Raw genomic sequence first — 22,249 nt, forward strand, 5'->3', positions numbered from 1 at the left:
TCAGTGCGGCAGCGGGCGGCCCGGGTAGGGGGCAGCGCCGCAGCGGCCGCAGGTCGTTTCATGCGGATGTGCGTTGGTGGAGGTGGTGCTTGGCCGGCGTCGGATGCCGGCGGGATTAATTGAGCGGCCCGATCCGGAACAGGTACTCGGTGTCGTGCCCGTCCGGGTAGAGCTCTTCGGTGAAGAGCGGTTCGCGTTCCATTGGCGCCTCGCGGCGCGACGCGAAGCCGGCGAACAGCCGGACGGAGGCCTCATTGTCCGCTGTGATGGTGGTTTCCACCCGCTCGGCCAGGACTTGTCCGGCCAGGCGGTCCAGCATGTCCGCCGCGAGCCTGCGGCCGCGGAATCGCCGGTCCACGGCCACCTGCCACACCATCAACGTGCCTGGTTCGCCGGGGCGCATGTAGCCGGTGATGAAACCGGCCGGCTCGCCGTCCACTGTGGCGATAATCGACGTCTCGGCGAAGTCGCGGGTCCACAGCAGGTAGGAGTAGGACGAGTTCAGGTCCAAGACCTGGGAATCCCTGGCCATGCGCCACAGGGACTGCCCGTCGTTCAGGGTTGGTTTACGGAAGCTTGCTTCGATCCTCGGTCTGGTCTGGGTTTCTGCTAGTTCTTCAACCATCCCTTCAAACGTAACGAGATCAGAGAGGTTATCAACCTGACATTCCCCGACTTGACAAGGATTGGGACGCTTTCGCGGGCTGTGCCGTCCCGGCCCGATTCCGCCGGATCCCTTGCGCCAGTTGCGCTTCGGCGGAACAACGACGGCGGTGCCCGGGCGCGTTCTCATCGTTACCGTTTCGTGACATTTGCTATGTGACGGCCAGCCAAAACTGTGGCACCAGGCGTGCAAGGAGCGCCCGAATGGCCGTTATCCACGCCTCGGCACGAGCCCGCGGCCGGGCTTCTCCACGCCGTACGGGAAGCCCCGGAGGCCGTTAAGCCGGCGCACCGGCACGAGCCTGCGGCCGGGCTTCTCCACGCCGTACGGGAAGCCCGGAGGCCGTTACCCTGCGCGCCGACTGGAGGCCCCCCCGATCCGGTCAGTCGAGCAGGCAGCCATTTGGGGCGCCGGGGAAGAAGCGCCGTCGTGCCGTTGTCCATGTTTTGGAGCGCCTGTAGATATAAGCGCAGGTCACGCGCCTGTGGATAGCCAAGACGTGGACAGTTTGGCCTGAACGTGGACAATTTTGCGTGACGTGGGAGGCTGACTCAGCCTGTAAGCCGGGACGCCATGAAAAAAGCGGCTCCGACCGGCAACCAACCAGTCGAAGCCGCTTTCGCGGTGGGCCCTGCGGGGATCGAACCCGCGACCCGCGGATTAAAAGTCCGATGCTCTACCAACTGAGCTAAAGGCCCGCCAGCCAGCCCGCTCTGCCCCAGGTTAAAACCCTGGCGAGGTCGGATTTGGCCAGTTCCCAGTTTATCGCACCCACCACCGCGCACCCGAATCCGCTCAGGTGCCCGCCTTGCTGGCTGCCCCGGAACGTCCCAGGGCCGGGCAGCAACCCCTCTCTGTACCGGCGTCTGGGGCGGGAGTAAGGTCTAGACATGAGCCCGAACAACGGAAACGATGTCCCCCGGCCGCATAAGCCAAAGCCTTTTGCCCCGTTGGATTTTGAGGACTTCGCCGGGGGCGCCGACCCGGCACGTGTCTCCGAGGCCGCCCACCTCGCGGCCCAGGCCTTGGTGCACCGCGGGCGCGGCTCCGATGATCCCGAGGTGACCGAGAGGCTGGTCAAGCTGGCAGACCAACAGGGGCTCGAGGCCATTGCTGAAATGTGGTCCGAAAGCCCTGCCCGCTCCCTGCCCGGCGCACTCTGGCGGCTCTACGCCCTGCGCGCCGCGGCCCAGGCCCACCCGGACAAGCTGGCAGCTTACTTCAAGGCCGGGACGGCATCGGCAGAAGTGTCAAAGGTCATCGCCGGCGTGGCTGAACCGCCCGGCGCCGACGAGGTCCGCGTCATGGCCGACACGATTCTCTCCGGCGCCTTCGACGGTGATTTCGACGTGGCCCTTGACCGGTCGGCGGCCTTTTGCCGGATCGTCGCGCTGGGCCAGACCCACCACGCCGACTCTGCCGAGTCTGCCAACGAGAACCATGCCACCAAACTGACGCTTAATTCGCACCGGCTCGTGAAGACCGCCGAGGATCTGGAAGCGGCCGCGGTCGCCTGGCGGCGCGGCGAGCTCGACTAGCTGCCTGCCACGCCTCACGGCCCCACGCCTTCACCTGGGGCGCGAGCGAACTGGACTAGCTGCCCCAGGTACCTCTCGGCTAGCTGCCCCAGGCACCTCTCGGCTGACCGCCGTCGCCTTGGCTGCGCGGCGGGCTCGGCTGGTTGCCGGTGCGGCATCTCGGGGCTTACCGCCAACGAGCCTTCCGCAGTCGCCCTGGCGCCCGCAGCGGTGCCCCGGATACGGCAGGCCCGTCCGGAGAAGACCCGCCCGGAACGACGCGCGCGTGTACCACAGATATCTTGTGCTGACACGTTTTTCCACGGTTTTTCGGGGCTGTTGACATCCGCTGTGAGGCGTAGAAAACTGAAGGTGGTGTCGAACTGTGGCAGCCCCGGGCTCCAACTCTTAGCCGCCTCGAGCGGCCTTCCGCCGAGAGGCGCTCCCAGTTCGGCACCATTAATTTTTGTTCGCGAAGAGGCGCTAATCTAGGCACGGCGGATGCTTCCCTTCCGCCGTACGGACCAGTGAGAAAACCGCCGGTGACATGAAGCTAAGCCTCTTCCCCCAGGACACCAAGAGCCTCGAATTGCTCGCCCAGACAGCATCCGAGCTGATGGCGGGAGTCAAGACCCTCTCGGAGATCCTCGGGGCGCCTGCAGACGACTACGACAAGCTCTCCGAAGAGCTGCACGACCGCGACGCCAACGTCTCCCGGCTGCGCTTTGCACTGCTGACCACGCTGCGTACCAGCTTCGTCAATCCGCTCCCCCGCGAGGACATGTTCCAGCTCTCGCTGCATCTGGTGCACACCTTTGAACACCTTGACGGCGCCGCGGAACTGATCGCACTCAACCGGGTCAAGCGCCTGTCTACCCGGGCCTCGGAGCAACTGGAGGTCATCGCGCGGATGTCGGAGATGACCCGCGACGCCATGCCGCGGCTGAACTCCCTGGAGGACCTCGACGAGTACTGCATCGAGATGGTCCGGCTCGCCAAACGGGCCGAACGCACCCACCGGGTGTGGGTCTCGGAGCTTTTGTCCGAGCACAAGGGCGCCACGTTGGCCCGGCACCGCGACGTGGCCGACCAGCTGATAGCCGCCACCAAGACACTGCGCCAGGCTTCCCACCACGTAGGCCAGATCCTGGTCAAGGAATCGTAGGTGGAGCTGTTCCTCCTGGTGCTGGTGGTTGCTTTCGCCGGCTGCTTTGCCTTCATCAACGGCTTCCATGATGTCTCCAACGCCGTGGCCACCTCGGTGCGCACCCGCGCGCTCACCCCGAGTGTCGCCGTCGTGCTCGCGTCCGTCTGCAACCTTGCCGGTGCCCTGATCTCCAGCACCCTGGCCCTGGTGATCAGTACCGGATGGATCGGCCTGCCCGAAGGCCGGTCCGGGCTGGGCATCCTGTTGGCCGGGCTGCTGAGCGCCTGCGCCTGGGGAGTATTCACGTGGTGGCAGCGGATGCCGTCGTCGTCCACGCATGCGCTGCTCGGCGGCCTGATTGGGGCGGGGGCGGCGTCCACCCTGTTGGGCGGCGAAAACATCAGTGCCACGGAAAACCCGATCTGGGGCCAGCTGATCCTGCCGCTGCTGTTGTCGCCGTTGGTGGCGTTCGTGCTCTCCTACCTGGCGATCGTCCCGCTGACGTGGCTGGCCCGGTACCGGACGCCGCGCGAGGTCGGCCGGACCACCAGGCTGGCCCAGGCGGTCTTTGCCGGCACCTTCTCGCTGGGCCACGGCCTGCAGGACGGGCAGCGCACCATGGCCGTGGTGCTGCTGGGACTGGCCGCGGCCGGCTATGCCTCCGACGACCAGATGCCCCTGTGGGTGCAGTTGTTCGCGGCGGTACTGCTGGCCGTGGGCGCGCTCTTCGGGGGCTGGCGGATCTCGCACACGCTCGGGTCGCGGCTGGTGCGGATTGATCCCCTGCACGGCGCCACCGCGCAGGGAGTGAGCTCCGCAATGTTGTTCGTCGGTGCCATCGGGCTGCACATGCCGCTCTCCAGCACGCACACCATGACGGCGGCCATTCTGGGCGCAGGGTCCACGCAGCGGATGCACGCGGTGCGCTGGCGGGTGGCCAGCCGCGTGCTGGCCACCTGGGTGCTGACCCTGCTGGCAACCTCGCTCGTCGGAGCCATCTTGCTGCTGGCCTTGGATCCGATTCTCTAGCCCTCCGGCGGGGACGTTCTTAAACACCGACGGCGGCGCCTCCCGCCCGCAAGGGGGGTGGCACCGCCGTCGTCCTGGTTGTGGGACGGGTTTACCCGAAGCGGCCGGAGACGTAGTCTTCCGTGGCCTTCTGCGTGGGGTTGCTGAAGATCGACGGGGTATCGCCGTATTCGATCAGCTTGCCGGGCTTGCCGGTGCCGGCGATGTTGAAGAACGCCGTCTTGTCCGACACGCGCGCCGCCTGCTGCATGTTGTGGGTGACGATGACCACGGTGTATTCCGTCTTGAGTTCCTCGATCAGGTCCTCGATGGCCAGCGTGGAGATGGGGTCCAGCGCCGAGCAGGGCTCGTCCATCAGGATCACCTGCGGGGACACCGCGATGGCGCGGGCGATGCACAGACGCTGCTGCTGGCCGCCGGAGAGGCCGGAGCCGGGCTTGTTCAGCCGGTCCTTGACCTCGTTCCACAGGTTGGCGCCGGTCAGCGACTTCTCCACCAGCGCGTCCGCGTCCGACTTGGAAATCCGCTTGTCGTTCAGCTTGACCCCGGCCAGCACGTTGTCGCGGATGGACATGGTGGGGAACGGGTTGGGGCGCTGGAAGACCATGCCGATCTGGCTGCGCACGGTCACCGGGTCCACGCCCTGGCCGTAGAGGTTGTCCCCGTCGAGCAGGACTTCGCCCTCCACCCGGGCGCCGGGAAGCACTTCGTGCATCCGGTTGAGCGTGCGCAGGAAGGTGGACTTGCCGCAGCCGGAGGGGCCGATGAAAGCTGTCACGGACTTGGCGTCGATGTTGATGTTGACGCCTTCCACCGCCCGGAAGTTGCCGTAGTAGACGTTCAGGTCCTTGACGTCGATGCGTTTGGACATGGGGGTTTCCTTCTCTTTGGTTCTGGCTCAGCGGCCGGTCTTGGGGGCGAAGATGCGGGCGATCAGCCGGGCAATCAGGTTCAGCAGCATCACGAAGACGATCAGGATCAGCGCAGCGGCCCAGGCACGCTGCACGCTGGGGTCCACGTTGGTGGGCGAGGTCGGGTTCATCAGCTGCCGGTAGATAAACGTGGGCAGGGTGGTCATCCAGCCGCCGAACACGTTCCAGTTGATGCTGTTCACGAAGCCCGCGGTGACCAAGAGCGGGGCTGTCTCGCCGATGATGCGGGCGATGGCCAGGGTGACGCCGGAGGCGATGCCGGAAATCGCCGTCGGCACCACAACCTTCAGGATGGTGCGCCACTTGCGCACGCCCAGCGCGTAGGACGCTTCGCGGAGCTCGTTCGGGACGATCTTGAGCATTTCCTCGGTGGAGCGGACCACCACCGGGATCATCAGCACGGAGAGGGCGACGGCGGCCACGAAGCCGGTGCGGGTGCTCGGGCCGAAAATCAGCCCGAACAGCGCGGCAGCGAACAGGCCCGCCACGATCGACGGGATGCCGGTCATGACGTCCACGAAGAAGGTGATGCCGCGCGAGAGCGGGCCGCCCTTGCTGTATTCGACCAGATAGACCGCCGTGAGCAGGCCGATCGGCACCGAAATGATGGTGGCCCAGAGGGTGATCAGCAGGGTGCCGACGATGCCGTGGTAGGCGCCGCCGAGCACGTCGGTGCCGTTGGCGGTCGTCTCGTTGTCGATCATGCCGGTCATGCCGTTCATCGACGTGAAGACCAGGTTGTAGTTCAGCCCGGCGACGCCGTTCTGCAGCACGGTCCAGATCACGGAGATCAGCGGCACGACCGCGATGATGAACGCCGCGAAGACCAGGTTGGTGGCGAAGCGGTCCTTGGCTTTGCGCGACCCCTCCACCGAGAGCGTCACCACGTAGCCGGCAATCACGAAGATCACCGCTGAGAACAACGCCCAGGAGACCAGGCCGAAACCGATCAGCGACGAGAGTGCGGCGCCCAGGATGAGCGAGCCGGCAGCAACGGCCCAGATGGCCCAGCCGGGCATCTGGTTCTTGGTGAGCGTATTGCGCTTGGTCGGGGCGGGGGTGTCAGTGAGCAGTTTGGACATCAGTTGGCTCCCGAGAATTCCTTGTGCCGGCTGATGATCCAGCGGGCGACCATGTTCACGGCCAGGGTAATGACGAACAGCACCAGGCCGGCGGCGATCAGTTCGGACAACCGCAGCCCGTACGCTTCAGGGAAGTTCAGCGCAATCTCGGCGGCGATCGTCTGGTTGCCAGACTTGATCAGGCTGGCGATGAGCCCGCCGCCGGAGAGCACCATGGCCACCGCCATCGTCTCACCGAGCGCGCGTCCCAGGCCCAGCATCACCGCGCTGACAATGCCTGGCCGGGCGAACGGGAAGACGGCCATCTTGATCATTTCCCACCGGGTGGCCCCCATGGCCAGGGCCGCTTCCTCATGGAGTTTGGGCGCCTGCAGGAAGATCTCGCGGCTGAGCGAGGTGATGATCGGCAGGATCATCACGGACAGCACGATTCCGGCCGTCAGCATGGTCTTGCCGGTCTGGCTGGCGGGTCCTTCGAAGATCGGGATCCAGCCGGCGTTTTCCGCCAGCCAGGTGTAGGGACCGACGAGCGCGGGGGCCAGCACGGTCATGCCCCAGGCTCCGTAGACCACCGAGGGGATGGCGGCCAGGAGGTCCACCACATAGCCGAGGCCCTGGGAGAGCCGCCGCGGTGCGTAATGGGAGATGAAAAGCGCGACCCCCACGCCCACCGGGGTCGCCAGCAGCAGGGCGATCGCCGCGGCGATCAACGTACCGATGACGATGGGCCAGATGTAGCCCCAGAAGCCGTTTCCGCCGGAAATATCGGCGGGGTCTGCCCCGAACGTCGGCAGGGCCTGCCACAGCAGGAATGCCGCCACGCAGAACAGCACGAAGAGGATCAGGCACCCCGCGGCAAGCGCGAGGCCGGAAAAGACCTTGTCGCCGGCGCGGCCCTGGCCGGTCTCGGTCAATGTTTGGGACACTTCACAACCCTTCGGGTTCTGTACTTCGTCTAGCTGTTCTGCCAGTCTTGCGGCTTCGTTCCGTCCGGGCAATTTCGCCCCGGCCGGAACACGGCTGCGCCCCGCGCGTCAAACTGCGACGGCGCGGGGCCAACCGGACTTCGTGAGGGCTACGACTTCACCGAGATGGAGTCGATAGCCGTCTTGGCCTGCTCGCGCAGGGTCTCGGAGATCGGCGCATTGCCGGCCGAGTCCTGCGCGGCCTGCTGTCCTTCTTCGCTGATCACGTAGTTGCCGAAGGCCTTCACCAGGTCCACGGTGTTCTGATCAGCATATGTCGAGCAGTAGATGTGGTAGGAAACCAGCACGATGGGGTAGGCGCCGGACTCGGTGGTGTCGCGATCGAGGTCCAGGGACATGTCCACGTCGCCGCGGCCCTCAACCGGGGTGGCTGCCTCCACGGCCTTGGAAGCGGCCTCGGGGCTCAATTCGACGTATTCCTCGCCGACCTTGACCTTCACGGTGCCCAGGTCGCCGACGGCCGAAGCGTCGGCGTAGGTGATGGCCCCGTTGGTCGCGGTGGTGGCGGAAACCACACCGGAGGTGCCCTGTGCGTTCTCGGCCTGGAGCTTGGCGGGCCACTCGCCGGAGACTTCATCGGTCCAGACGTCGCCGGCTGCGGCAGCCAGGTACTCCACGAAGTTCTCGGTGGTGCCGGACTCGTCGGAGCGGTGGACCACCGTGATGGGGGTGTCGGGCAGCTCCACGCCCTCGTTCTGCGAAGCGATGGCTTCGTCGTTCCACTTGGCGATTTCGCCGCGGAAGACCTTGGCGATGGTCTCGGCGTCCATGTTGATGGAGTCCACGCCTTCGAGGTTGAACGCCACGGCGATCGGGGAGACGTAGCCGGGGATGTGCATGGCGCCGTCGGGGCCGCAGACCTCCTTGGCCTGCTCCCATTCTTCCTCGTCCATGTAGGCGTCCGAGCCGGCGAACTGAACGCCGCCGGCCAGGAAGGCGTCGCGGCCGGCACCCGAGCCGTCCGGCGAGTACTGCACGCTGGCCTCCGGGTTCTGCGCGCCGAAGCCGGCAATCCAGGCCTGCATGGCGGAATCCTGCGAGGAAGCGCCTGCGCCGGAGAGCGTGCCCGAAACGGTTGCTGCCGTCTCGGTGCTGCCGGCAGCGGCCTGGCTGCCGGTGGCGTTGTCGGAGCCGCAGGCGGTCAGCGCCAGCGCTGCAACGGAGAGGACGGCGGCCGCGCGGCCGATGCGAAATGCCTTCACGTGTATGGTCCCTTTCAGGGTGAGAACGGATCAGGACGACCGGACGTAAATCCGCCCTGACGTCGTGCTCCTTCGAGGCTATGGGCGCCACGTAAAGAATGTGCACGGTGAAAGTGAACGCAAGGTGAACAAGACCGGACAGTTTGCTAACCGACCGCGTGCGGGTCTTGCCTTTGTGAGCGCACTCATACTAAGGGCCGCTGCCGCGCAGGGGTCCGCGGCCGTGCAGGGGGCCCGTCAGGCCCCGCCTAGACTGGGAGCATGAGCGCAGGCACCCGGTTGGCACAGGCCCGGTCGTTCCTGCGCAAACGCGGGCGGGCCGGCTTCAGCCGCAGCAAGTCCTCGGTCATGCCGGCGGTGCGGATCACCTTCTGCGCCGTAGCCGCTTATGTAGTGGCCGAGCAGGTCCTGGGCCACGAAGGCCCGCTGTTCGCCGCCACCTCGTCCATCATTGCGCTCGGTTTCTCCAAGGGACCCCGGGTGCGCAAAGTGCTCGAAGTCGCCATCGGCTGCACGCTGGGCATCGCGGTGGGCGATCTGCTGCTGCACTTCCTCGGGCCGGGCATTTGGCAGGCGGCCCTGGTGCTGCTGGTATCCATCCTTTTGGCCCGGTTCCTGGACAGCGGCACCATCTTCACCACCCAGATGGCGCTGCAGTCCGTGCTGGTGGTGCTGCTGCCCGCCCCGGACGGGGGGCCGTTCACCCGCAGCCTCGACGCCGTCATCGGCGGCGCCTTCGCGATGATCGTGACCATGTTGATCCCGGGCGATCCGCGCTCCGAACCGCGTTCCAAGCTGCAGACGCTGCTGGATGAGCTCGCCTCGGTACTGCGCGAGTGTTCCGTTGCCCTCGCCCACAGCGACTCCACCAAGGCCTGGCACGCCCTGGTCCGGGCGCGGGCCAGCCAAAACCTGATCGACGACGTCCGCGGCAGCTTCGGCTCGGCTCGGGAAGTCGCCCGCATTTCACCGGCCTACCGCCGCCACCGGGACGAAGTGGGGGACCTGCAGGATGCTGCTGAGATGGCGGATTTGGCCATGCGCAACAGCCGGGTCTTCTCCCGGCGCCTGACGTCCGTGATCAACCATGCAGCCATGTCCGACGAGGCGATCGCGTGCTTGTCCGAAGTGCTTCAGGAGACCGCCGACGCCGTCGAGATCCTCGCTTCCGGGCTCTCCGACCGGGACCCGGGCGCCCGCGAACGCCGGCTCTCCGGAGCCCGGAACGATTTGGCCGAGATTGCCACCCGCCTGCACCCCAAGACCCTCGGCGTTGCCACCATGGAGGGCGAGGGCCTGATCCTGGTCTTCCGGCCGCTCATGGTTGACCTGCTCAAGGCCGCCGGGCTCAACGGGGACGACGCCACGTCCTACCTGCCCAGACTCTGATTGTCCGCCGCCCCGGTTACTGTGGGTGCATGAGCACCAAGACCCGGTCCAAGGCCCCTGCCTACCGCTGCGCCGAGTGCGGCTGGAGCACGGCCAAGTGGGTGGGCCGGTGCGGCGAGTGCCAGGCGTGGGGAACGGTTGAAGAGGCCACCCAGGTGGTGGCCCGCACCACGGCCGCAGCCGCCGTCTCCCGGCCCGCGGAACGAATCGCCGACGTCGATGCCACCACCGCGGCCTTCCGGGCCACCGGTGTGGGCGAACTCGACCGGGTGCTCGGCGGCGGGCTGGTCCCGGGTGCGGTCATCCTGCTGGCCGGCGAACCGGGCATCGGCAAGTCCACCTTGCTGCTGGATGTTGCCGCGCGGGTGGCCCGGCTGGACCGGGACGTGCTGTACGTCACCGGCGAAGAGTCGGCGGCCCAGGTGAAGTTGCGGGCCGAACGTATTTCCGCGGTGGCTGACAACCTTTACCTGACCGCCGAGACAGACCTCGGCATCGCGCTGGGGCATGTGGAGCAGCTGGAGCCGGCGCTGCTGATCGTCGACTCGGTACAGACGCTCAGCAGCAGCGCGGTGGAGGGCGCCGCCGGCGGGGTGACGCAGGTGCGTGAGGTCGCGGCCTCGCTGATCAACGCCGCCAAGCGCAAGGGCATGACCACCATCCTGGTGGGGCATGTGACCAAGGACGGCTCGATCGCCGGGCCGCGCCTGCTGGAGCATCTCGTGGACGTGGTCTGCCAGTTCGACGGCGACCGGCATTCGCGCCTGCGGCTGGTGCGTGCGGTCAAGAATCGTTACGGTCCGACCGACGAGGTGGGATGCTTCGACCTGACCGAGGGCGGCATCGAAGGACTGACCGACCCGAGCGGCCTGTTCGTGTCCCGGACCAAGGACCCGGTCTCCGGCACCTGCATCACCGTGACGCTGGAGGGCCGGCGGCCGCTGGTGGCCGAGGTGCAGGCGTTGCTGGCCGAGACCTCCAACGCGCAGCCGCGACGTGCCACGAGCGGGCTGGATTCTTCGCGTGTGGCCATGATGATGGCCGTGCTGCAGCGCCGCGCCTCGATGTCGCTGCACAAGGACGACAGCTACGTGGCGACGGTGGGCGGGGTCCGGCTTAGCGAACCCGCCACGGACCTGGCCACCGTGCTGGCCATCGCCTCGGCGAAGACCAATCAGCCGCTCCCCGCGCAGTTGATCGCCTTCGGTGAAGTGGGCCTGGCCGGCGAAGTGCGGCCGGTGCCGGGAATCGGGCGGCGGATCCAGGAGGCCGAACGGCTCGGGTTCACGCACGCGATCGTGCCGGCTTCTCCCGACGGCGCAGGCCAGGTGCCGGCTGGCTTCACCGTCAAGGAAGTACATACCGTCTCCGAAGCGCTGTCCACGCTGTTCCGCTAAGCGCCGGGAGGGGAATAGCCGGGGTCCGGCCTTATCATGGAGCCTGAGGCCGTCCGGACGACGGCCTCGTCCCCCATGCCCGCCGGCCCTAAGGAAACTCCCCCATGGTCAAGAGCCCCGAGGACGCCCTTAAGGCGACCCTGGCCCGTGTAGCTCCGGGAACCCAGCTGCGCGACGGGTTGGAACGGATTCTCCGCGGGCGCACCGGTGCCCTCATCGTGCTCGGACACGACCAGCAGGTGGAAAAGATCAGCAGCGGCGGCTTCGATATCGGGATCGACTTCTCCCCCACCCGGCTGCGCGAACTGGCGAAGATGGACGGTGCCATCGTCTGCGACAAGGACGCCGCGAACATCGTCAAGGCTGCCGTGCAGCTGGTCCCGGACCCGTCGATTCCCACACAGGAGTCCGGCACCCGCCACCGCACCGCCGAACGGGTCGCCATCCAGACCGGACTGCCGGTCATTTCGGTCAGCCAGTCGATGCAGATCATCGCCTTGTATGTGGAAGGCATCCGGCACGTGCTCGAGGGCTCCGAACCGGTGCTCGCCCGCGCCAACCAGGCGCTGGCCACGTTGGAGCGATACCGCGCCCGGCTGGACCAGGTCACCAGCTCCTTGTCCGCGCTGGAAATCGAAGCCATGGTCACCGTGCGGGACGTGGCGGTGACCCTGCAGCGGCAGGAAATGGTCCGCCGCATCTCCGACGAGATCTCCCAGTACGTACTGGAACTCGGCGTCGACGGGCGCCTGCTCTCGCTCCAGCTGGATGAACTGACCTCGGGGCTCGGTCCGGACAGCGAGATGATCCTGCGCGACTACGCCGACATCAAGGGCGGCATCGACGTCGACGCCGCCCTTCAGACGCTGCGCGGTTTCACCGCGAACGATCTGATCGACTTGGGCCGCGTCGCCAGCGTGATCGGTATCCAGGTAGGGCAGGATTCCCTCGACGCCGTGGTCCAGCCGCGCGGTTACCGGCTGCTGGCCGCAGTCAAGTCGGTGCCGCGGGCGGTGGCGGACCGGTTGGTCGACCACTTCGGCGGCCTGCAGTCGCTGATGGCGGCCAATATCGACGACCTGATGGCCGTGGACGGCATCGGCGAACAGCGGGCACGCGTGATCCGTGAAGGCCTCTCCCGCATCGCCGAAACCAGCCTCCTGGACCGGTTCCTCTGATTCCCCCGGCGTCCGCTAGCGCAGCTCGAACACGGTCTTGTCGCTGGATTTTTTGTCCAGCTTCGTGACCAGGACGTAGGTGCCCGGCTGCGGGTTGGCTTCCATCGGGGTGCATCCCGGGGCTGTGCGGTTCCGTTCCCAGACGAAACGTGCCTGCTCGGCCTTGCCCGGCTCAAGGGTCATCATCAGCGGCTCGGGGTCCACCTGGCAGTCTTTCGAGGAAAAGATCCGGTCCTCCCCGCTGGTGACCAGGAATTCCATGGCGTCAGTGCCGACGTTGACTTCGCACGGCACCTTGCCCTCGTTGGCCACCTCCATGATCAGGGTGGGGTTCTCCCCGCTCCCGTAGGCCGGGGCGTCCGTTTCGGCCCGGACGACGACGTCCGCGTCCTCGCAGCCTGCCGTGCCCGGGGAGGCGGGGCTGGCGGGTGCGGGGCTGGCGGCTGCCGGTCCCGGTGCCTCTGCCGCTGCTTCCGGCTCTCCCCGGCCCAGCAGGCCGCCCACCCACAATCCGGCCGCCACCAGGGCCGCCAGCACGATCACGGCCAGGGCCAGCACCACCAAACGGCGGCGGCGGTAAACGGCAGGGCTGGGCCGCCGGACGGGAGCCCGCCCGCGGGTGCCGGATGTGCCGTTTCCTGCCATGCCTTAAGGCTAAGGACAGCACCGGCCCGCGCCGTCACCACCACGCCGGGCAGTACAGTATTGGTTGGTCACATCGTAGGAGTTCCATGCCCCGCCCCGCCGCCGCACCGGCACCGTCCACCGAACCGGCTGACGCCGAACTGCTGCATTCGCGTATCCGGACCTGGTTCGCGGCCAGCGCGCGGGACCTGCCCTGGCGCCGCCCGGACTGCAGCCCCTGGGGCATCCTCGTCAGCGAATTCATGCTGCAGCAGACCCCCGTGGTCCGGGTGCTGCCTGTCTGGGAGCAGTGGATGCGCCGCTGGCCGCGCCCGGCCGACCTCGCCGCCGATCCGGCCGGAGAAGCGGTCCGGGCCTGGGGCAGGCTGGGATATCCGCGCCGTGCGCTGCGCCTGCATGCCGCAGCTGCTGCCATCGTTGACCGGCACGGCGGCCACGTGCCGGATGACCATGCCAGCCTGCTGCAGCTCCCCGGCGTCGGAACCTACACCGCAGCCGCCGTGGCTTCCTTCGCGTTCGGGCTGCCGGAGACGGTGGTGGACACCAATATCCGCCGCGTGCATGCCCGGCTGGTCACCGGAGCCGCCCTGCCCGCACCGTCGCTGAATGCCGCCGAAATGCGAACGGCGCAGCAGCTGATGCCGGTCCACGGCGTCAAGGAGTGGAATGCCGGCGTCATGGAACTCGGCGCGCTCATCTGTACGGCCAGATCGCCGCAGTGCGATGCCTGCCCGGTGCTGGACCGCTGCGCCTGGGTCAAGGCCGGCCGGCCCGAAGCCCACTACGTGCCCAAGGGCCAGGCGTGGGCGGGCACCGACCGGCAGGTGCGCGGCGCCATGATGGCCGTGTTGCGCGAGGCCGAGGCCCCGGTCCCGCGCGAGGTCCTGCTCGGCGGCGTCGAGCTGGCCGAACTGCCTGCGGCCTATCGGACGCCGCTCGCGGCACTGCGCGCGCTGCCTGCCGGCGACGAACAGTTGGGCCGTGCCTTGGACGGGCTGATCGCGGACGGTTTGGCCGTCACCTCGGGCAGCGGCATCGCCCTCCCCGGATAGAAAACGATTCCGGCCCGCCCCTCGGGCGCCAGTGCAGCCGCGCGGCGGCTGCTAGTCCCCGCCTACTGGTCGTCGCCGTCGCTGTGCTGCTCCTGATGGTCGTCGACGACGTCGCCGGCCTTGTCCTTGAGGCCGTCCAGCTTGTCTCCCTGCAGTTTGGCGGAGCCGTCCTGCTGCTCTGCGTTGTCGCCGCCGAGGATATCTCCCACACCCATGGTCATCCTTACCGTCGCGCCGGCGCGGGGGGCCGGCTGTTCCCTCCCCAACGCCTCCACCCTAGGCGGCCGGAGCGGAACGTGTCGACGGACTGCCGATCAAAGCCTGCGGATCATCCGGGTGTTGCCCAAGGTATTGGGCTTGACCCGGGCCAGGTCGAGGAACTCTGCCACGCCTTCGTCCGTGGAACGCAGCAATTCGGAATACACCTCCGGGTCCACCACCGACTGGTCGGCCATCACCTCGAAACCGTGCCGGGTGAAGAAGTCGACCTCGAAGGTGAGGCAGAACACGCGGCTGACGCCCAGGTCTTTGGCAGCGGCGATCAGCTCGTCGAGCAGGGCCCGGCCCACTCCCCTGCCGCGCCAGTGCGCTGCAGTGGCCAGCGTGCGCACCTCGGCGATGTCCTCCCACATGACGTGCACGGCGCCGCAGCCCACGATTTCACCCGCCGGCGTCTCCGCGACCCGGAACTCCTGGATGCCTTCGAAGTACGCCACCGCCTCCTTCTCCAGCAGCACCCGTTTGTCGGCCAACGGCTTGACCAGCCGGCGGATCTGGACGACATCGGAGGTGCGGGCGGGGCGGATACTGAAGGCGTCGGTCACCCAGTCAGTCTAAAGCCCCAGTTCGGCCGGCAGTTCGCTCTCCTGGTCCAGCACGTGCCGGGCGAGGAAGTTGCAGACCACCGAATACCAGATCCGAGCATGCTGCGGCGAGAGCACCCAGTGGTTCTCGTCCGGGAAGTACAGGAACCGGTGCGGGGTCTTCCCGTCCGCTCCGGCGGCCCGCTGCGAGCGCGACAACAGTTCGTACCAGAGCCGCAGCCCCTCTCCGATCGGCACCCGGTAGTCCTTGTCGCCGTGCACCACCAGCATGGGGGTGTTGATGTTCTGCACGTGCAGGTGCGGGGAGTTTTCAAGGGCCATCTCCGGCGTCATCTCCCGCTGCCAGTACGGGGAAACATCCGTCGTCGGCCCGAACTGGTCCAGCGCCCAGAGGCTGGCGTGCGTCACGATGGCCCGGAAACGGTCGGTGTGCCCGGCGATCCAGTTGGCCATGTAGCCGCCGAAGGAACCGCCCATCGCGGCCGTCCGCGTCCCGTCGATGTCCTCCCGCTGCACGGCGGCGTCGGTGATGGCCATCAGGTCCTCAAAGGGTGCCTGCCCCCACTGCCCCCAGCCCCGCCGGATGAAGTCGTCGCCGTAGCCGGTGGACAGGGCCGGGTCCGGCAGCAGGACCGCGTAACCCTGCGCCACCAGCAGCCAGGGGCACCAGCGCCAGCTCCACGCGTTCCACGAGCCGAGCGGGCCGCCGTGCACCCACAGCACCAGCGGCGCCGGCTTCTGCGCGGATGCATCGGCGGGCAGGGCCAGCCAGGCACGCACCGCGATGTCTGCGCCCCCGGCGCCCACCGTCGTCGTAATCTCTTCCAGCCTCCCGCCCAGCTCCGGGCGGGGCGCGGGCGACGGCAGGACCGTGGCCTCGCCGGAGGACAGGTCGATGCGCACCGGCTCGGGCGGAAACAGGTAGGAGCTGCGCAGCGCGTAGGCGAACTGCCCGTCCGGGCTGACCACGACGTCGGTGTAGGCCGCGTCGTCGTGCGTCACCTTGCGCACGGCGCCCGTCGCGACGTCGATGCGGAACACCGGCGTGCGGCCGCCGTCATCGGCGGTGACCAGCAGGGCCGAACCGTCGGGCAGCCAGGCCGCGGGGCTGGGCCAGCGGTCCCAGTCGGCGGCCAGCGGACGCAACTCACCGCCGGCCAGCGGGAGCAGTCCCAGGGTGACGGAAGGAATGGTCTCGGGCCCGGAGACGGACTCGCAGGCCACCACCACGGTGCGGTTGTCGGGGCTGACCGGGCCCGGCGCGTAGTCGGTGTCCGGGCTCTCCAGCAGGATCCGCTGGACGCCGGTGGCTGTGTCGACGGCGGCGAGCACGCTCCGGGCGTCGCCCCGCGCCTGCGGCCGGCGGACATTGACCACCAGGGTGGCGCCGTCCGGGCTCAGCTCGGCGGCGGTTTCCAGCAAGGCGGTTCCCGCCCAGCCGGTGATGTTGCGCAGCCGGCCTTTAAGCTCGTCGTCCACCGTGAAGGTTCGGGCTGCCTCCTCCGCGTTGCCCTCGAGCACGAAGTGCCGCTTTTGCCCCGGACCCAGGTCGTGGTCCCAGAAGCGCACCGGGTACCCGGAATGCAGGATCGCCGAGACTTTCTTGTCTTTCCGCGCGGCGCGGCGGTTCGCGTCGTCCTCTTCGTCGGCGGCCCCGCCCAGGACCTGGGCGTCGACCACCACGGTGTCAGCGTCCCGCGCGCAGCGCACCGCGGCGACTCCGCCGGGGCGGGACAGAACCATGCGGCCTTCGCCTCCGGCGGCCGGCAGGCGCCACAGGGCCGGGACCGGTTCCTCAGCCGACTCCTCGGGATCGGGCCGGGCGGACGTGAAGTAGAGGTCGCCGTTGCGGGCAAAAGCCGCCCCGGACTCGCCCTTGGAGCTGCGGGTGATCCGGCGTGCCGGGCGCTCACCGCCCGGATCGACCTCCCAGAGGGCGGAAACGTATTCGGTGGAGGCAGGGTTCAGCACGCTGACGCAGGTGACCAGCCGGTTGCCGTCCGGGCTGAGGGCCAGGGACCCCAGCCGCGGCATCGCGATGAAGCGGTCGAGGTCGTGGAACGGGGTGGCGGCGGCCTGCTGGGTGGGCAGCTCGGGCCGCATTTCGGAAGTAACTGCTTCAGAACGCATGGATTCAGTAAACACTACTTGTGTTCCCGATCACAGAAGGCGGGGGCAATTCGCGGCTTTGCTACGCGATGCGGCCCGTCCGGTTAAACGGGAGAACCCCGGCCGAAGCCGGGGTTCTCCCTGCGCAGTGCAGTGCAGGCTACTGGGACAGTGCCGGGGTGTCCGGGACTCCCTCGATTGCCTTGGGTGCTCCGGTGCTGCTGAAGACGAACGTCGCCGCGTCGTCTTCGCCCTCGACGTCCACGTGGATGGTCTCGCCCGGGTGGAACTCGCCGAAGAGGATCTTCTCGGAGAGCTGGTCCTCGATCTCCCGCTGGATGGTCCGGCGCAGCGGCCGGGCACCCATCGTGGGATCGTAGCCGCGGGTGGCCAGCAGCACCTTGGCCGCGTCGGTCAGGTCGATCTTGAGGTTCTTCTCCGCGAGCCGCTTCCGCAGGCGCTCGACGAACAGATCCACGATCTGGACGATCTCTTCCTCGCTCAGCTGCGGGAAGACCACCGTGTCGTCAACGCGGTTGAGGAACTCGGGCCGGAAGTGCTGCTTGAGCTCATCCTGGACCCGGGCCCGCATCCGCTCGTACCCGGTCTTGGTGTCCGTGCCGGACTGGAAACCGGTCATGACGCCCTTGGAGATGTCGCGGGTGCCAAGGTTGGTGGTCATGATGATCACGGTGTTCTTGAAGTCCACCACGCGTCCCTGGCTGTCCGTCAGGCGGCCGTCCTCGAGGATCTGCAGCAACGAGTTGAACAGGTCCGCGTGTGCCTTCTCCACCTCGTCGAAGAGCACCACGGAGAACGGGCGGCGGCGGACCTTCTCGGTCAGCTGACCGCCTTCCTCGTAGCCCACGTAGCCCGGAGGGGCACCGAACAGCCGCGAGACCGTGTGCTTCTCCGAGTACTCGGACATGTCCAAGGTGATCAGCGCGTCTTCCTCGCCGAAGAGGAATTCCGCCAGGGCCTTGGCGAGCTCGGTCTTGCCGACGCCGGTGGGGCCGGCGAAGATGAACGAGCCGGAGGGACGGTTGGGGTCCTTCAGGCCGGCACGGGTACGGCGGATCGCCTGCGAGATGGCCTTGATCGCCTCGTCCTGGCCGATCACGCGCTTGTGCAGCTCGGCCTCCATGTGCATCAGGCGGCTGGACTCTTCCTCGGTCAGCTTGAACACGGGAATGCCGGTGGAGTTGGCCAGCACTTCTGCGACCAGGTCTTCGTCCACTTCGGCGATCTCGTCCAGGTCGCCGGACTTCCAGGCGCGTTCCTTCTCGGCCCGCTCGTCCTGCAGCCTGCCTTCCTTGTCCCGCAGCGTGGCAGCGCCTTCGAAGTCCTGGGCATCGATGGCCGATTCCTTCTGCTTCTTCAGCTCGGCAATGCGCTCGTCGATGTCCTTGAGCTCCGGCGGTGCGGTCATCCGGCGGATGCGCAGCCGTGCCCCGGCCTCGTCGATCAGGTCGATTGCCTTGTCCGGCAGGAAGCGGTCGGAGATGTACCGGTGGGCCAGGTGCGCGGCGGCATCGAGGGCACCGTCGGTGATGGACACACGGTGGTGCGCCTCGTAGCGGTCCCGCAGTCCCTTGAGGATCAGCACGGCGTGCTCCACGGACGGCTCTTCCACCTGGATCGGCTGGAACCGGCGCTCCAGCGCGGCGTCCTTCTCGATGTGCTTGCGGTACTCGTCCAGGGTGGTGGCACCGATGGTCTGGAGTTCGCCACGTGCCAGCATCGGCTTCAGGATGGAGGCTGCGTCGATCGCGCCCTCGGCGGCACCCGCACCCACCAGGGTGTGGATCTCATCGATGAACAGGATGATGTCGCCACGGGTCCGGATTTCCTTCAGGACCTTCTTCAGCCGCTCCTCGAAGTCGCCGCGGTAGCGGGAACCGGCCACCAGGGATCCCAGGTCCAGCGTGTAGAGCTGCTTGTCCTTGATGGTCTCCGGCACGTCGCCACGGACAATTGCCTGGGCCAGGCCCTCCACGACGGCGGTTTTGCCGACGCCGGGCTCGCCGATCAACACGGGGTTGTTCTTGGTGCGGCGGGAGAGCACCTGCATGACGCGTTCCATCTCGTGCTCGCGCCCGATCACCGGGTCGAGCTTGGATTCACGCGCAGCCTGTGTGAGGTTCCGGCCGAACTGGTCCAGTACCACCGATCCGGCAGGAGTGCCCTCCTGCTGCTGGCCGGCGGTGACCGGCTCCTTGCCCTGGTAACCGGAGAGCAGCTGGATGACCTGCTGGCGCACGCGGTTGAGGTCGGCGCCCAGCTTGACCAGCACCTGGGTGGCCACGCCTTCGCCTTCGCGGATCAGGCCCAGCAGGATGTGCTCGGTACCGATGTAGTTGTGGCCAAGCTGAAGTGCCTCGCGCAGCGACAGCTCCAACACCTTCTTGGCGCGCGGCGTGAACGGAATGTGGCCGCTCGGAGCCTGCTGGCCCTGGCCGATGATCTCCTGGACCTGCTCACGAACGCCATTCAGCGAGACGCCGAGGAACTCCAGTGCTTTGGCGGCAACGCCCTCACCCTCGTGGATCAATCCGAGGAGGATGTGTTCGGTGCCGATGTAGTTGTGGTTGAGCATGCGGGCTTCTTCTTGAGCCAGCACGACAACGCGACGGGCACGGTCGGTAAATCTCTCAAACATCTCGCACACTCCTAGCTACTGCGTACTTTGATGCTACGTGGCCGGATGGCCGTTGTGCGGCCTGTTCGCCCTAGGGGTAATGCCCCCCACAGGACGGCAAACGGGGCGGACAGTTGCCTGTCCGCCCCGCCGATCGATCTGCCCGTGTGGAACGGGCCGCCCGTTATCCCCCGTGGGCGGCCTTGTAGGCCTCGATGATTTCGGATTGCACACGTCCGCGATCGCTAACGTTGTAACCGTTCTCCCGTGCCCACGCGCGGATCGCCGAGGCGTCCTGGTTGCGTGTGCCGCCGGCCGGCTTGGCGGCCTTGGAGCCCCGAGCAGGAATCTTCCGGCCGGAAGAAATGTACGGCTTGAGCGCGTCGCGAAGCGCCTCGGCATGCGATGAAGAAAGATCAATTTCGTAGCTGCTGGAATCCAGGCTGAACCGGACCGTTTCATCGGCCGAGCCACCATCCAGATCATCAACCAGAATGATTTTTACTTCTTGCGCCACAGAAGGCTCCTTTGGGTGGGTGTTTCAATATGTCCGGAATAATCCGAACCATACTTATTATGTCCCACACTCCATTTCAAGGCAATACAGCCGGATTCGGTCAGCCTGCAATCCGGCATGAAGCATATCGGGTTTGACTATGAGGGAAATGCCGGTATGCCGCGGGCGAATGTGATTAAAGGAAAAACCCCGGACAATTGATGCTTGCCCGGGGCCTGCCCCTATTCCTCGCGGCCTTCGGCCGCGCGCCTTTCGGCTTCGCGCTCGGCCTCGGCCAGCGCTTCGCGTTCTTTCCGGTCCGCGTTGAATATGGCTTTCATCACGAAATAGAACAAAAGCCCGACACCCAGCGACGGCGCAAGTACCCACAGATATTCCATGCTCAGCCCAGCTCCGGCTTCAGCAGCGGGAACAGAATCGTTTCGCGGATTCCCACCTGGGTGAAAAGCATCACCAATCGGTCGATGCCCAGTCCGATTCCGCCCATCGGCGGCGCCCCGTATTCGAGGGCACGCAGGAAGTCTTCGTCCAGCTGCATTGCTTCCTCGTCTCCTGCCGCCGCCATTCGCGACTGCTCGGTCAGGCGTTCGCGCTGAATCACCGGATCAATCAGCTCCGAGAACGCGGTCCCGCGTTCCATTCCGCCGATGATCAGGTCCCAGGCCTCAATCAGCTCCGGATTGTCCCGGTGGTTGCGCGCGAGCGGCTGCGCTGCCGGCGGGTAATCGTAAACGAAGGTCGGCTGCAGCAGCGTCGGCTCGACGATTTCGCCGAACAGTTCCACGACTACCTTCTGGGTGTCCCACTTCGGGTCGATCTTCACGCCGTGCTGTTCGGCAATTTCGCGCAGCACCTCGCCGCCGGTCTGCGGGGTGATTTCCCGGCCCACCGCTTCGGACAAACCGGGATAGACGCCCAGCCAGCGCCATTCCCCATTCAGGTCGATGGTGCCCTGCGGGGTTTCAATCACCCGCGTGCCTATGGTGTCGGCCACATTCAGGATCATTTCCTTCATGCGCTCCCCCATGACGAACTGGTCGGCATACGCCTCGTAGCTTTCCAGCGTGGTGAATTCGGGACTGTGGGTGGAGTCAACGCCTTCATTGCGGAAAATCCGGCCGATCTCGAAGACCCGGTCAATGCCGCCGACCACCGCGCGCTTGAGGTAAAGCTCCGTGGCAATACGCAGGGTCATGTCCTGGTCGAAGGCATTCAGGTGTGTCTCGAAGGGACGGGCCGTCGCGCCTCCGTGGACCAGTTGCAGCATGGGGGTCTCCACTTCCACGTAGCCGTGGGAGTGCAGGGTCTCCCGGATGGAGCGGATGACGGCAGCACGGGTGTAAACCATCCGGCGTGCTTCCTCGCGCACCATGAGGTCCACGTAGCGCTGGCGCACTCGGGTCTCCTCATTGAGGCCGGCATGCAGCACGGGCAGCGGTCGCAACGCCTTGGAGGCCATCTGCCAGGTATCGGCCATCACGGACAGTTCGCCGCGCTTGGAGCTGATGACTTCGCCGCGGATGAACACGTGGTCGCCCAGGTCCACCAGCGCCTTCCAGTCCGCGAGCGCTTCCTCGCCGATGTTCGCCAGGCTCAACATCGCCTGCAGGCGCACCCCGTTGCCTTCCTGCAGGGTCGCGAAGCAGAGCTTGCCGGTGTTGCGGATGAAGACCACGCGCCCGGACACTCCGACGATGTCGCCGGTGGTCTCGTCTGCCTCGATGTGGCCGTACTTTTCACGCACGTCGGCCAGCGTATGCGTCCGGTCCACGCCCACCGGGTAGGCCTCGACGCCGCGCTCCAGGAGTTTGGCGCGCTTGGCCATGCGCACATGCATCTGCTCGGAGGCGTCGGCAGCCTCGGCTGCGGGATGTGGGGTGGGGGAATTATCGCGGGTCACGGTAGTTAAGGGTACCGGTACCGGGGCCGGGCCAGCCAAAC

General features: G+C 67.0%; 20 protein-coding genes and 1 tRNA gene. 7 read left to right on the forward strand and 14 right to left on the reverse strand.

Annotated features, from left to right (window positions below; genetic code table 11):
• Nucleotides 1-115: 115 nt before the first annotated feature.
• Nucleotides 116-625 carry a diaminobutyrate acetyltransferase gene (gene ectA, locus AC5RUK_RS11030; protein WP_493988488.1) on the reverse strand — a complete coding sequence of 170 codons (510 nt, stop codon included), beginning with the start codon at nt 623-625 and terminating at the stop codon, nt 116-118.
• 664 nt (nt 626-1,289) lie between these two features.
• A tRNA-Lys gene (locus AC5RUK_RS11035) sits at nt 1,290-1,362 on the reverse strand.
• Between the two features lie 192 nt (nt 1,363-1,554).
• On the opposite strand from AC5RUK_RS11035, the gene AC5RUK_RS11040 reads away from it, so the two are divergent.
• The 3 genes from AC5RUK_RS11040 (at nt 1,555) to AC5RUK_RS11050 (ending at nt 4,357) form a co-directional block, all read left to right on the forward strand.
• Nucleotides 1,555-2,202 carry a hypothetical protein gene (locus tag AC5RUK_RS11040; protein WP_493988487.1) on the forward strand — a complete coding sequence of 216 codons (648 nt, stop codon included), beginning with the start codon at nt 1,555-1,557 and terminating at the stop codon, nt 2,200-2,202.
• Nucleotides 2,203-2,728: 526 nt separating this feature from the next.
• Nucleotides 2,729-3,346, forward strand: a complete 618-nt coding sequence (locus AC5RUK_RS11045) for a nuclease PIN (RefSeq protein WP_493988486.1) — start codon at nt 2,729-2,731, stop codon at nt 3,344-3,346.
• Nucleotides 3,347-4,357, forward strand: coding sequence for an inorganic phosphate transporter (locus AC5RUK_RS11050; RefSeq protein ID WP_494152208.1), 1,011 nt, complete (start codon nt 3,347-3,349; stop codon nt 4,355-4,357).
• Between the two features lie 91 nt (nt 4,358-4,448).
• On the opposite strand, the gene pstB is transcribed toward AC5RUK_RS11050, so the two are convergent.
• The 4 genes from pstB to pstS all read right to left on the reverse strand — a co-directional run bounded on the left by pstB (nt 4,449) and on the right by pstS (nt 8,559).
• Nucleotides 4,449-5,228 carry a phosphate ABC transporter ATP-binding protein PstB gene (gene pstB / locus AC5RUK_RS11055; protein WP_493988484.1) on the reverse strand — a complete coding sequence of 260 codons (780 nt, stop codon included), beginning with the start codon at nt 5,226-5,228 and terminating at the stop codon, nt 4,449-4,451.
• 27 nt (nt 5,229-5,255) lie between these two features.
• Nucleotides 5,256-6,371, reverse strand: a complete 1,116-nt coding sequence (gene pstA, locus AC5RUK_RS11060; protein ID WP_493988483.1) for a phosphate ABC transporter permease PstA — start codon at nt 6,369-6,371, stop codon at nt 5,256-5,258.
• Nucleotides 6,371-7,297 (reverse strand): phosphate ABC transporter permease subunit PstC, encoded by a 927-nt coding sequence (pstC, locus tag AC5RUK_RS11065; RefSeq protein WP_493988482.1) that lies wholly within the window; start codon nt 7,295-7,297, stop codon nt 6,371-6,373. Before pstC ends, pstA begins: the two co-directional genes overlap by 1 nt.
• A gap of 149 nt (nt 7,298-7,446) precedes the next feature.
• Complete coding sequence (gene pstS, locus AC5RUK_RS11070) at nt 7,447-8,559, reverse strand: phosphate ABC transporter substrate-binding protein PstS (protein WP_493988481.1); 1,113 nt, start codon at nt 8,557-8,559, stop codon at nt 7,447-7,449.
• A gap of 261 nt (nt 8,560-8,820) precedes the next feature.
• On the opposite strand from pstS, the gene AC5RUK_RS11075 reads away from it, so the two are divergent.
• The 3 genes from AC5RUK_RS11075 to disA all read left to right on the forward strand — a co-directional run bounded on the left by AC5RUK_RS11075 (nt 8,821) and on the right by disA (nt 12,523).
• A complete protein-coding gene (locus AC5RUK_RS11075; protein ID WP_493988480.1) occupies nt 8,821-9,948 on the forward strand; it encodes an FUSC family protein in 1,128 nt (375 codons plus the stop codon).
• A 29-nt stretch (nt 9,949-9,977) separates the two neighbouring features.
• The gene (radA, locus tag AC5RUK_RS11080; RefSeq protein WP_493988479.1) at nt 9,978-11,345 is read left to right on the forward strand and encodes a DNA repair protein RadA; all 1,368 of its coding nucleotides are present in this window, start codon (nt 9,978-9,980) and stop codon (nt 11,343-11,345) included.
• 104 nt (nt 11,346-11,449) lie between these two features.
• Entirely contained in the window at nt 11,450-12,523 is a 1,074-nt protein-coding gene (gene disA, locus AC5RUK_RS11085) for a DNA integrity scanning diadenylate cyclase DisA (protein WP_493988478.1), read from the forward strand.
• A gap of 15 nt (nt 12,524-12,538) precedes the next feature.
• On the opposite strand, the gene AC5RUK_RS11090 is transcribed toward disA, so the two are convergent.
• Nucleotides 12,539-13,168, reverse strand: coding sequence for a hypothetical protein (locus tag AC5RUK_RS11090; protein WP_494106954.1), 630 nt, complete (start codon nt 13,166-13,168; stop codon nt 12,539-12,541).
• Between the two features lie 86 nt (nt 13,169-13,254).
• On the opposite strand from AC5RUK_RS11090, the gene AC5RUK_RS11095 reads away from it, so the two are divergent.
• A complete protein-coding gene (locus tag AC5RUK_RS11095) occupies nt 13,255-14,220 on the forward strand; it encodes an HhH-GPD family protein (protein WP_494106955.1) in 966 nt (321 codons plus the stop codon).
• 62 nt (nt 14,221-14,282) lie between these two features.
• On the opposite strand, the gene AC5RUK_RS11100 is transcribed toward AC5RUK_RS11095, so the two are convergent.
• The 7 genes from AC5RUK_RS11100 to lysS form a co-directional block, all read right to left on the reverse strand.
• Complete coding sequence (locus tag AC5RUK_RS11100) at nt 14,283-14,435, reverse strand: hypothetical protein (protein ID WP_493988475.1); 153 nt, start codon at nt 14,433-14,435, stop codon at nt 14,283-14,285.
• Nucleotides 14,436-14,534: 99 nt separating this feature from the next.
• Entirely contained in the window at nt 14,535-15,044 is a 510-nt protein-coding gene (locus AC5RUK_RS11105; RefSeq protein ID WP_493988474.1) for an amino-acid N-acetyltransferase, read from the reverse strand.
• A gap of 9 nt (nt 15,045-15,053) precedes the next feature.
• Complete coding sequence (locus AC5RUK_RS11110) at nt 15,054-17,147, reverse strand: S9 family peptidase (RefSeq protein WP_494107302.1); 2,094 nt, start codon at nt 17,145-17,147, stop codon at nt 15,054-15,056.
• Nucleotides 17,148-17,313: 166 nt separating this feature from the next.
• Nucleotides 17,314-19,812: an ATP-dependent Clp protease ATP-binding subunit gene (locus AC5RUK_RS11115; protein WP_494106956.1), complete on the reverse strand. Its 2,499-nt coding sequence runs from the start codon at nt 19,810-19,812 to the stop codon at nt 17,314-17,316.
• A gap of 163 nt (nt 19,813-19,975) precedes the next feature.
• Nucleotides 19,976-20,308: a histone-like nucleoid-structuring protein Lsr2 gene (locus AC5RUK_RS11120; RefSeq protein WP_493978319.1), complete on the reverse strand. Its 333-nt coding sequence runs from the start codon at nt 20,306-20,308 to the stop codon at nt 19,976-19,978.
• Nucleotides 20,309-20,529: 221 nt separating this feature from the next.
• Complete coding sequence (locus AC5RUK_RS11125; protein ID WP_493978318.1) at nt 20,530-20,688, reverse strand: hypothetical protein; 159 nt, start codon at nt 20,686-20,688, stop codon at nt 20,530-20,532.
• Nucleotides 20,689-20,690: 2 nt separating this feature from the next.
• Complete coding sequence (gene lysS / locus AC5RUK_RS11130; protein ID WP_494152209.1) at nt 20,691-22,208, reverse strand: lysine--tRNA ligase; 1,518 nt, start codon at nt 22,206-22,208, stop codon at nt 20,691-20,693.
• Nucleotides 22,209-22,249 lie beyond the last annotated feature (41 nt).

The sequence above is a fragment of the Arthrobacter sp. Y3223065 genome, from assembly GCF_059090885.1.

What these genes read in the sequence shown, in the direction of transcription:
- AC5RUK_RS11110 (WP_494107302.1), bottom strand. Translation starts at nt 17,147, where the DNA reads ATGCGGCCCGAGCTGCCCACCCAGCAGGCCGCCGCCACCCCGTTCCAC.
- AC5RUK_RS11115 (WP_494106956.1), bottom strand. Translation starts at nt 19,812, where the DNA reads ATGTTTGAGAGATTTACCGACCGTGCCCGTCGCGTTGTCGTGCTGGCT.
- AC5RUK_RS11045 (WP_493988486.1), top strand. Translation starts at nt 2,729, where the DNA reads ATGAAGCTAAGCCTCTTCCCCCAGGACACCAAGAGCCTCGAATTGCTC.
- radA (WP_493988479.1), top strand. Translation starts at nt 9,978, where the DNA reads ATGAGCACCAAGACCCGGTCCAAGGCCCCTGCCTACCGCTGCGCCGAG.
- AC5RUK_RS11075 (WP_493988480.1), top strand. Translation starts at nt 8,821, where the DNA reads ATGAGCGCAGGCACCCGGTTGGCACAGGCCCGGTCGTTCCTGCGCAAA.
- pstB (WP_493988484.1), bottom strand. Translation starts at nt 5,228, where the DNA reads ATGTCCAAACGCATCGACGTCAAGGACCTGAACGTCTACTACGGCAAC.
- AC5RUK_RS11040 (WP_493988487.1), top strand. Translation starts at nt 1,555, where the DNA reads ATGAGCCCGAACAACGGAAACGATGTCCCCCGGCCGCATAAGCCAAAG.
- disA (WP_493988478.1), top strand. Translation starts at nt 11,450, where the DNA reads ATGGTCAAGAGCCCCGAGGACGCCCTTAAGGCGACCCTGGCCCGTGTA.
- ectA (WP_493988488.1), bottom strand. Translation starts at nt 625, where the DNA reads ATGGTTGAAGAACTAGCAGAAACCCAGACCAGACCGAGGATCGAAGCA.
- pstA (WP_493988483.1), bottom strand. Translation starts at nt 6,371, where the DNA reads ATGTCCAAACTGCTCACTGACACCCCCGCCCCGACCAAGCGCAATACG.
- AC5RUK_RS11090 (WP_494106954.1), bottom strand. Translation starts at nt 13,168, where the DNA reads ATGGCAGGAAACGGCACATCCGGCACCCGCGGGCGGGCTCCCGTCCGG.
- AC5RUK_RS11100 (WP_493988475.1), bottom strand. Translation starts at nt 14,435, where the DNA reads ATGGGTGTGGGAGATATCCTCGGCGGCGACAACGCAGAGCAGCAGGAC.
- AC5RUK_RS11125 (WP_493978318.1), bottom strand. Translation starts at nt 20,688, where the DNA reads ATGGAATATCTGTGGGTACTTGCGCCGTCGCTGGGTGTCGGGCTTTTG.
- AC5RUK_RS11095 (WP_494106955.1), top strand. Translation starts at nt 13,255, where the DNA reads ATGCCCCGCCCCGCCGCCGCACCGGCACCGTCCACCGAACCGGCTGAC.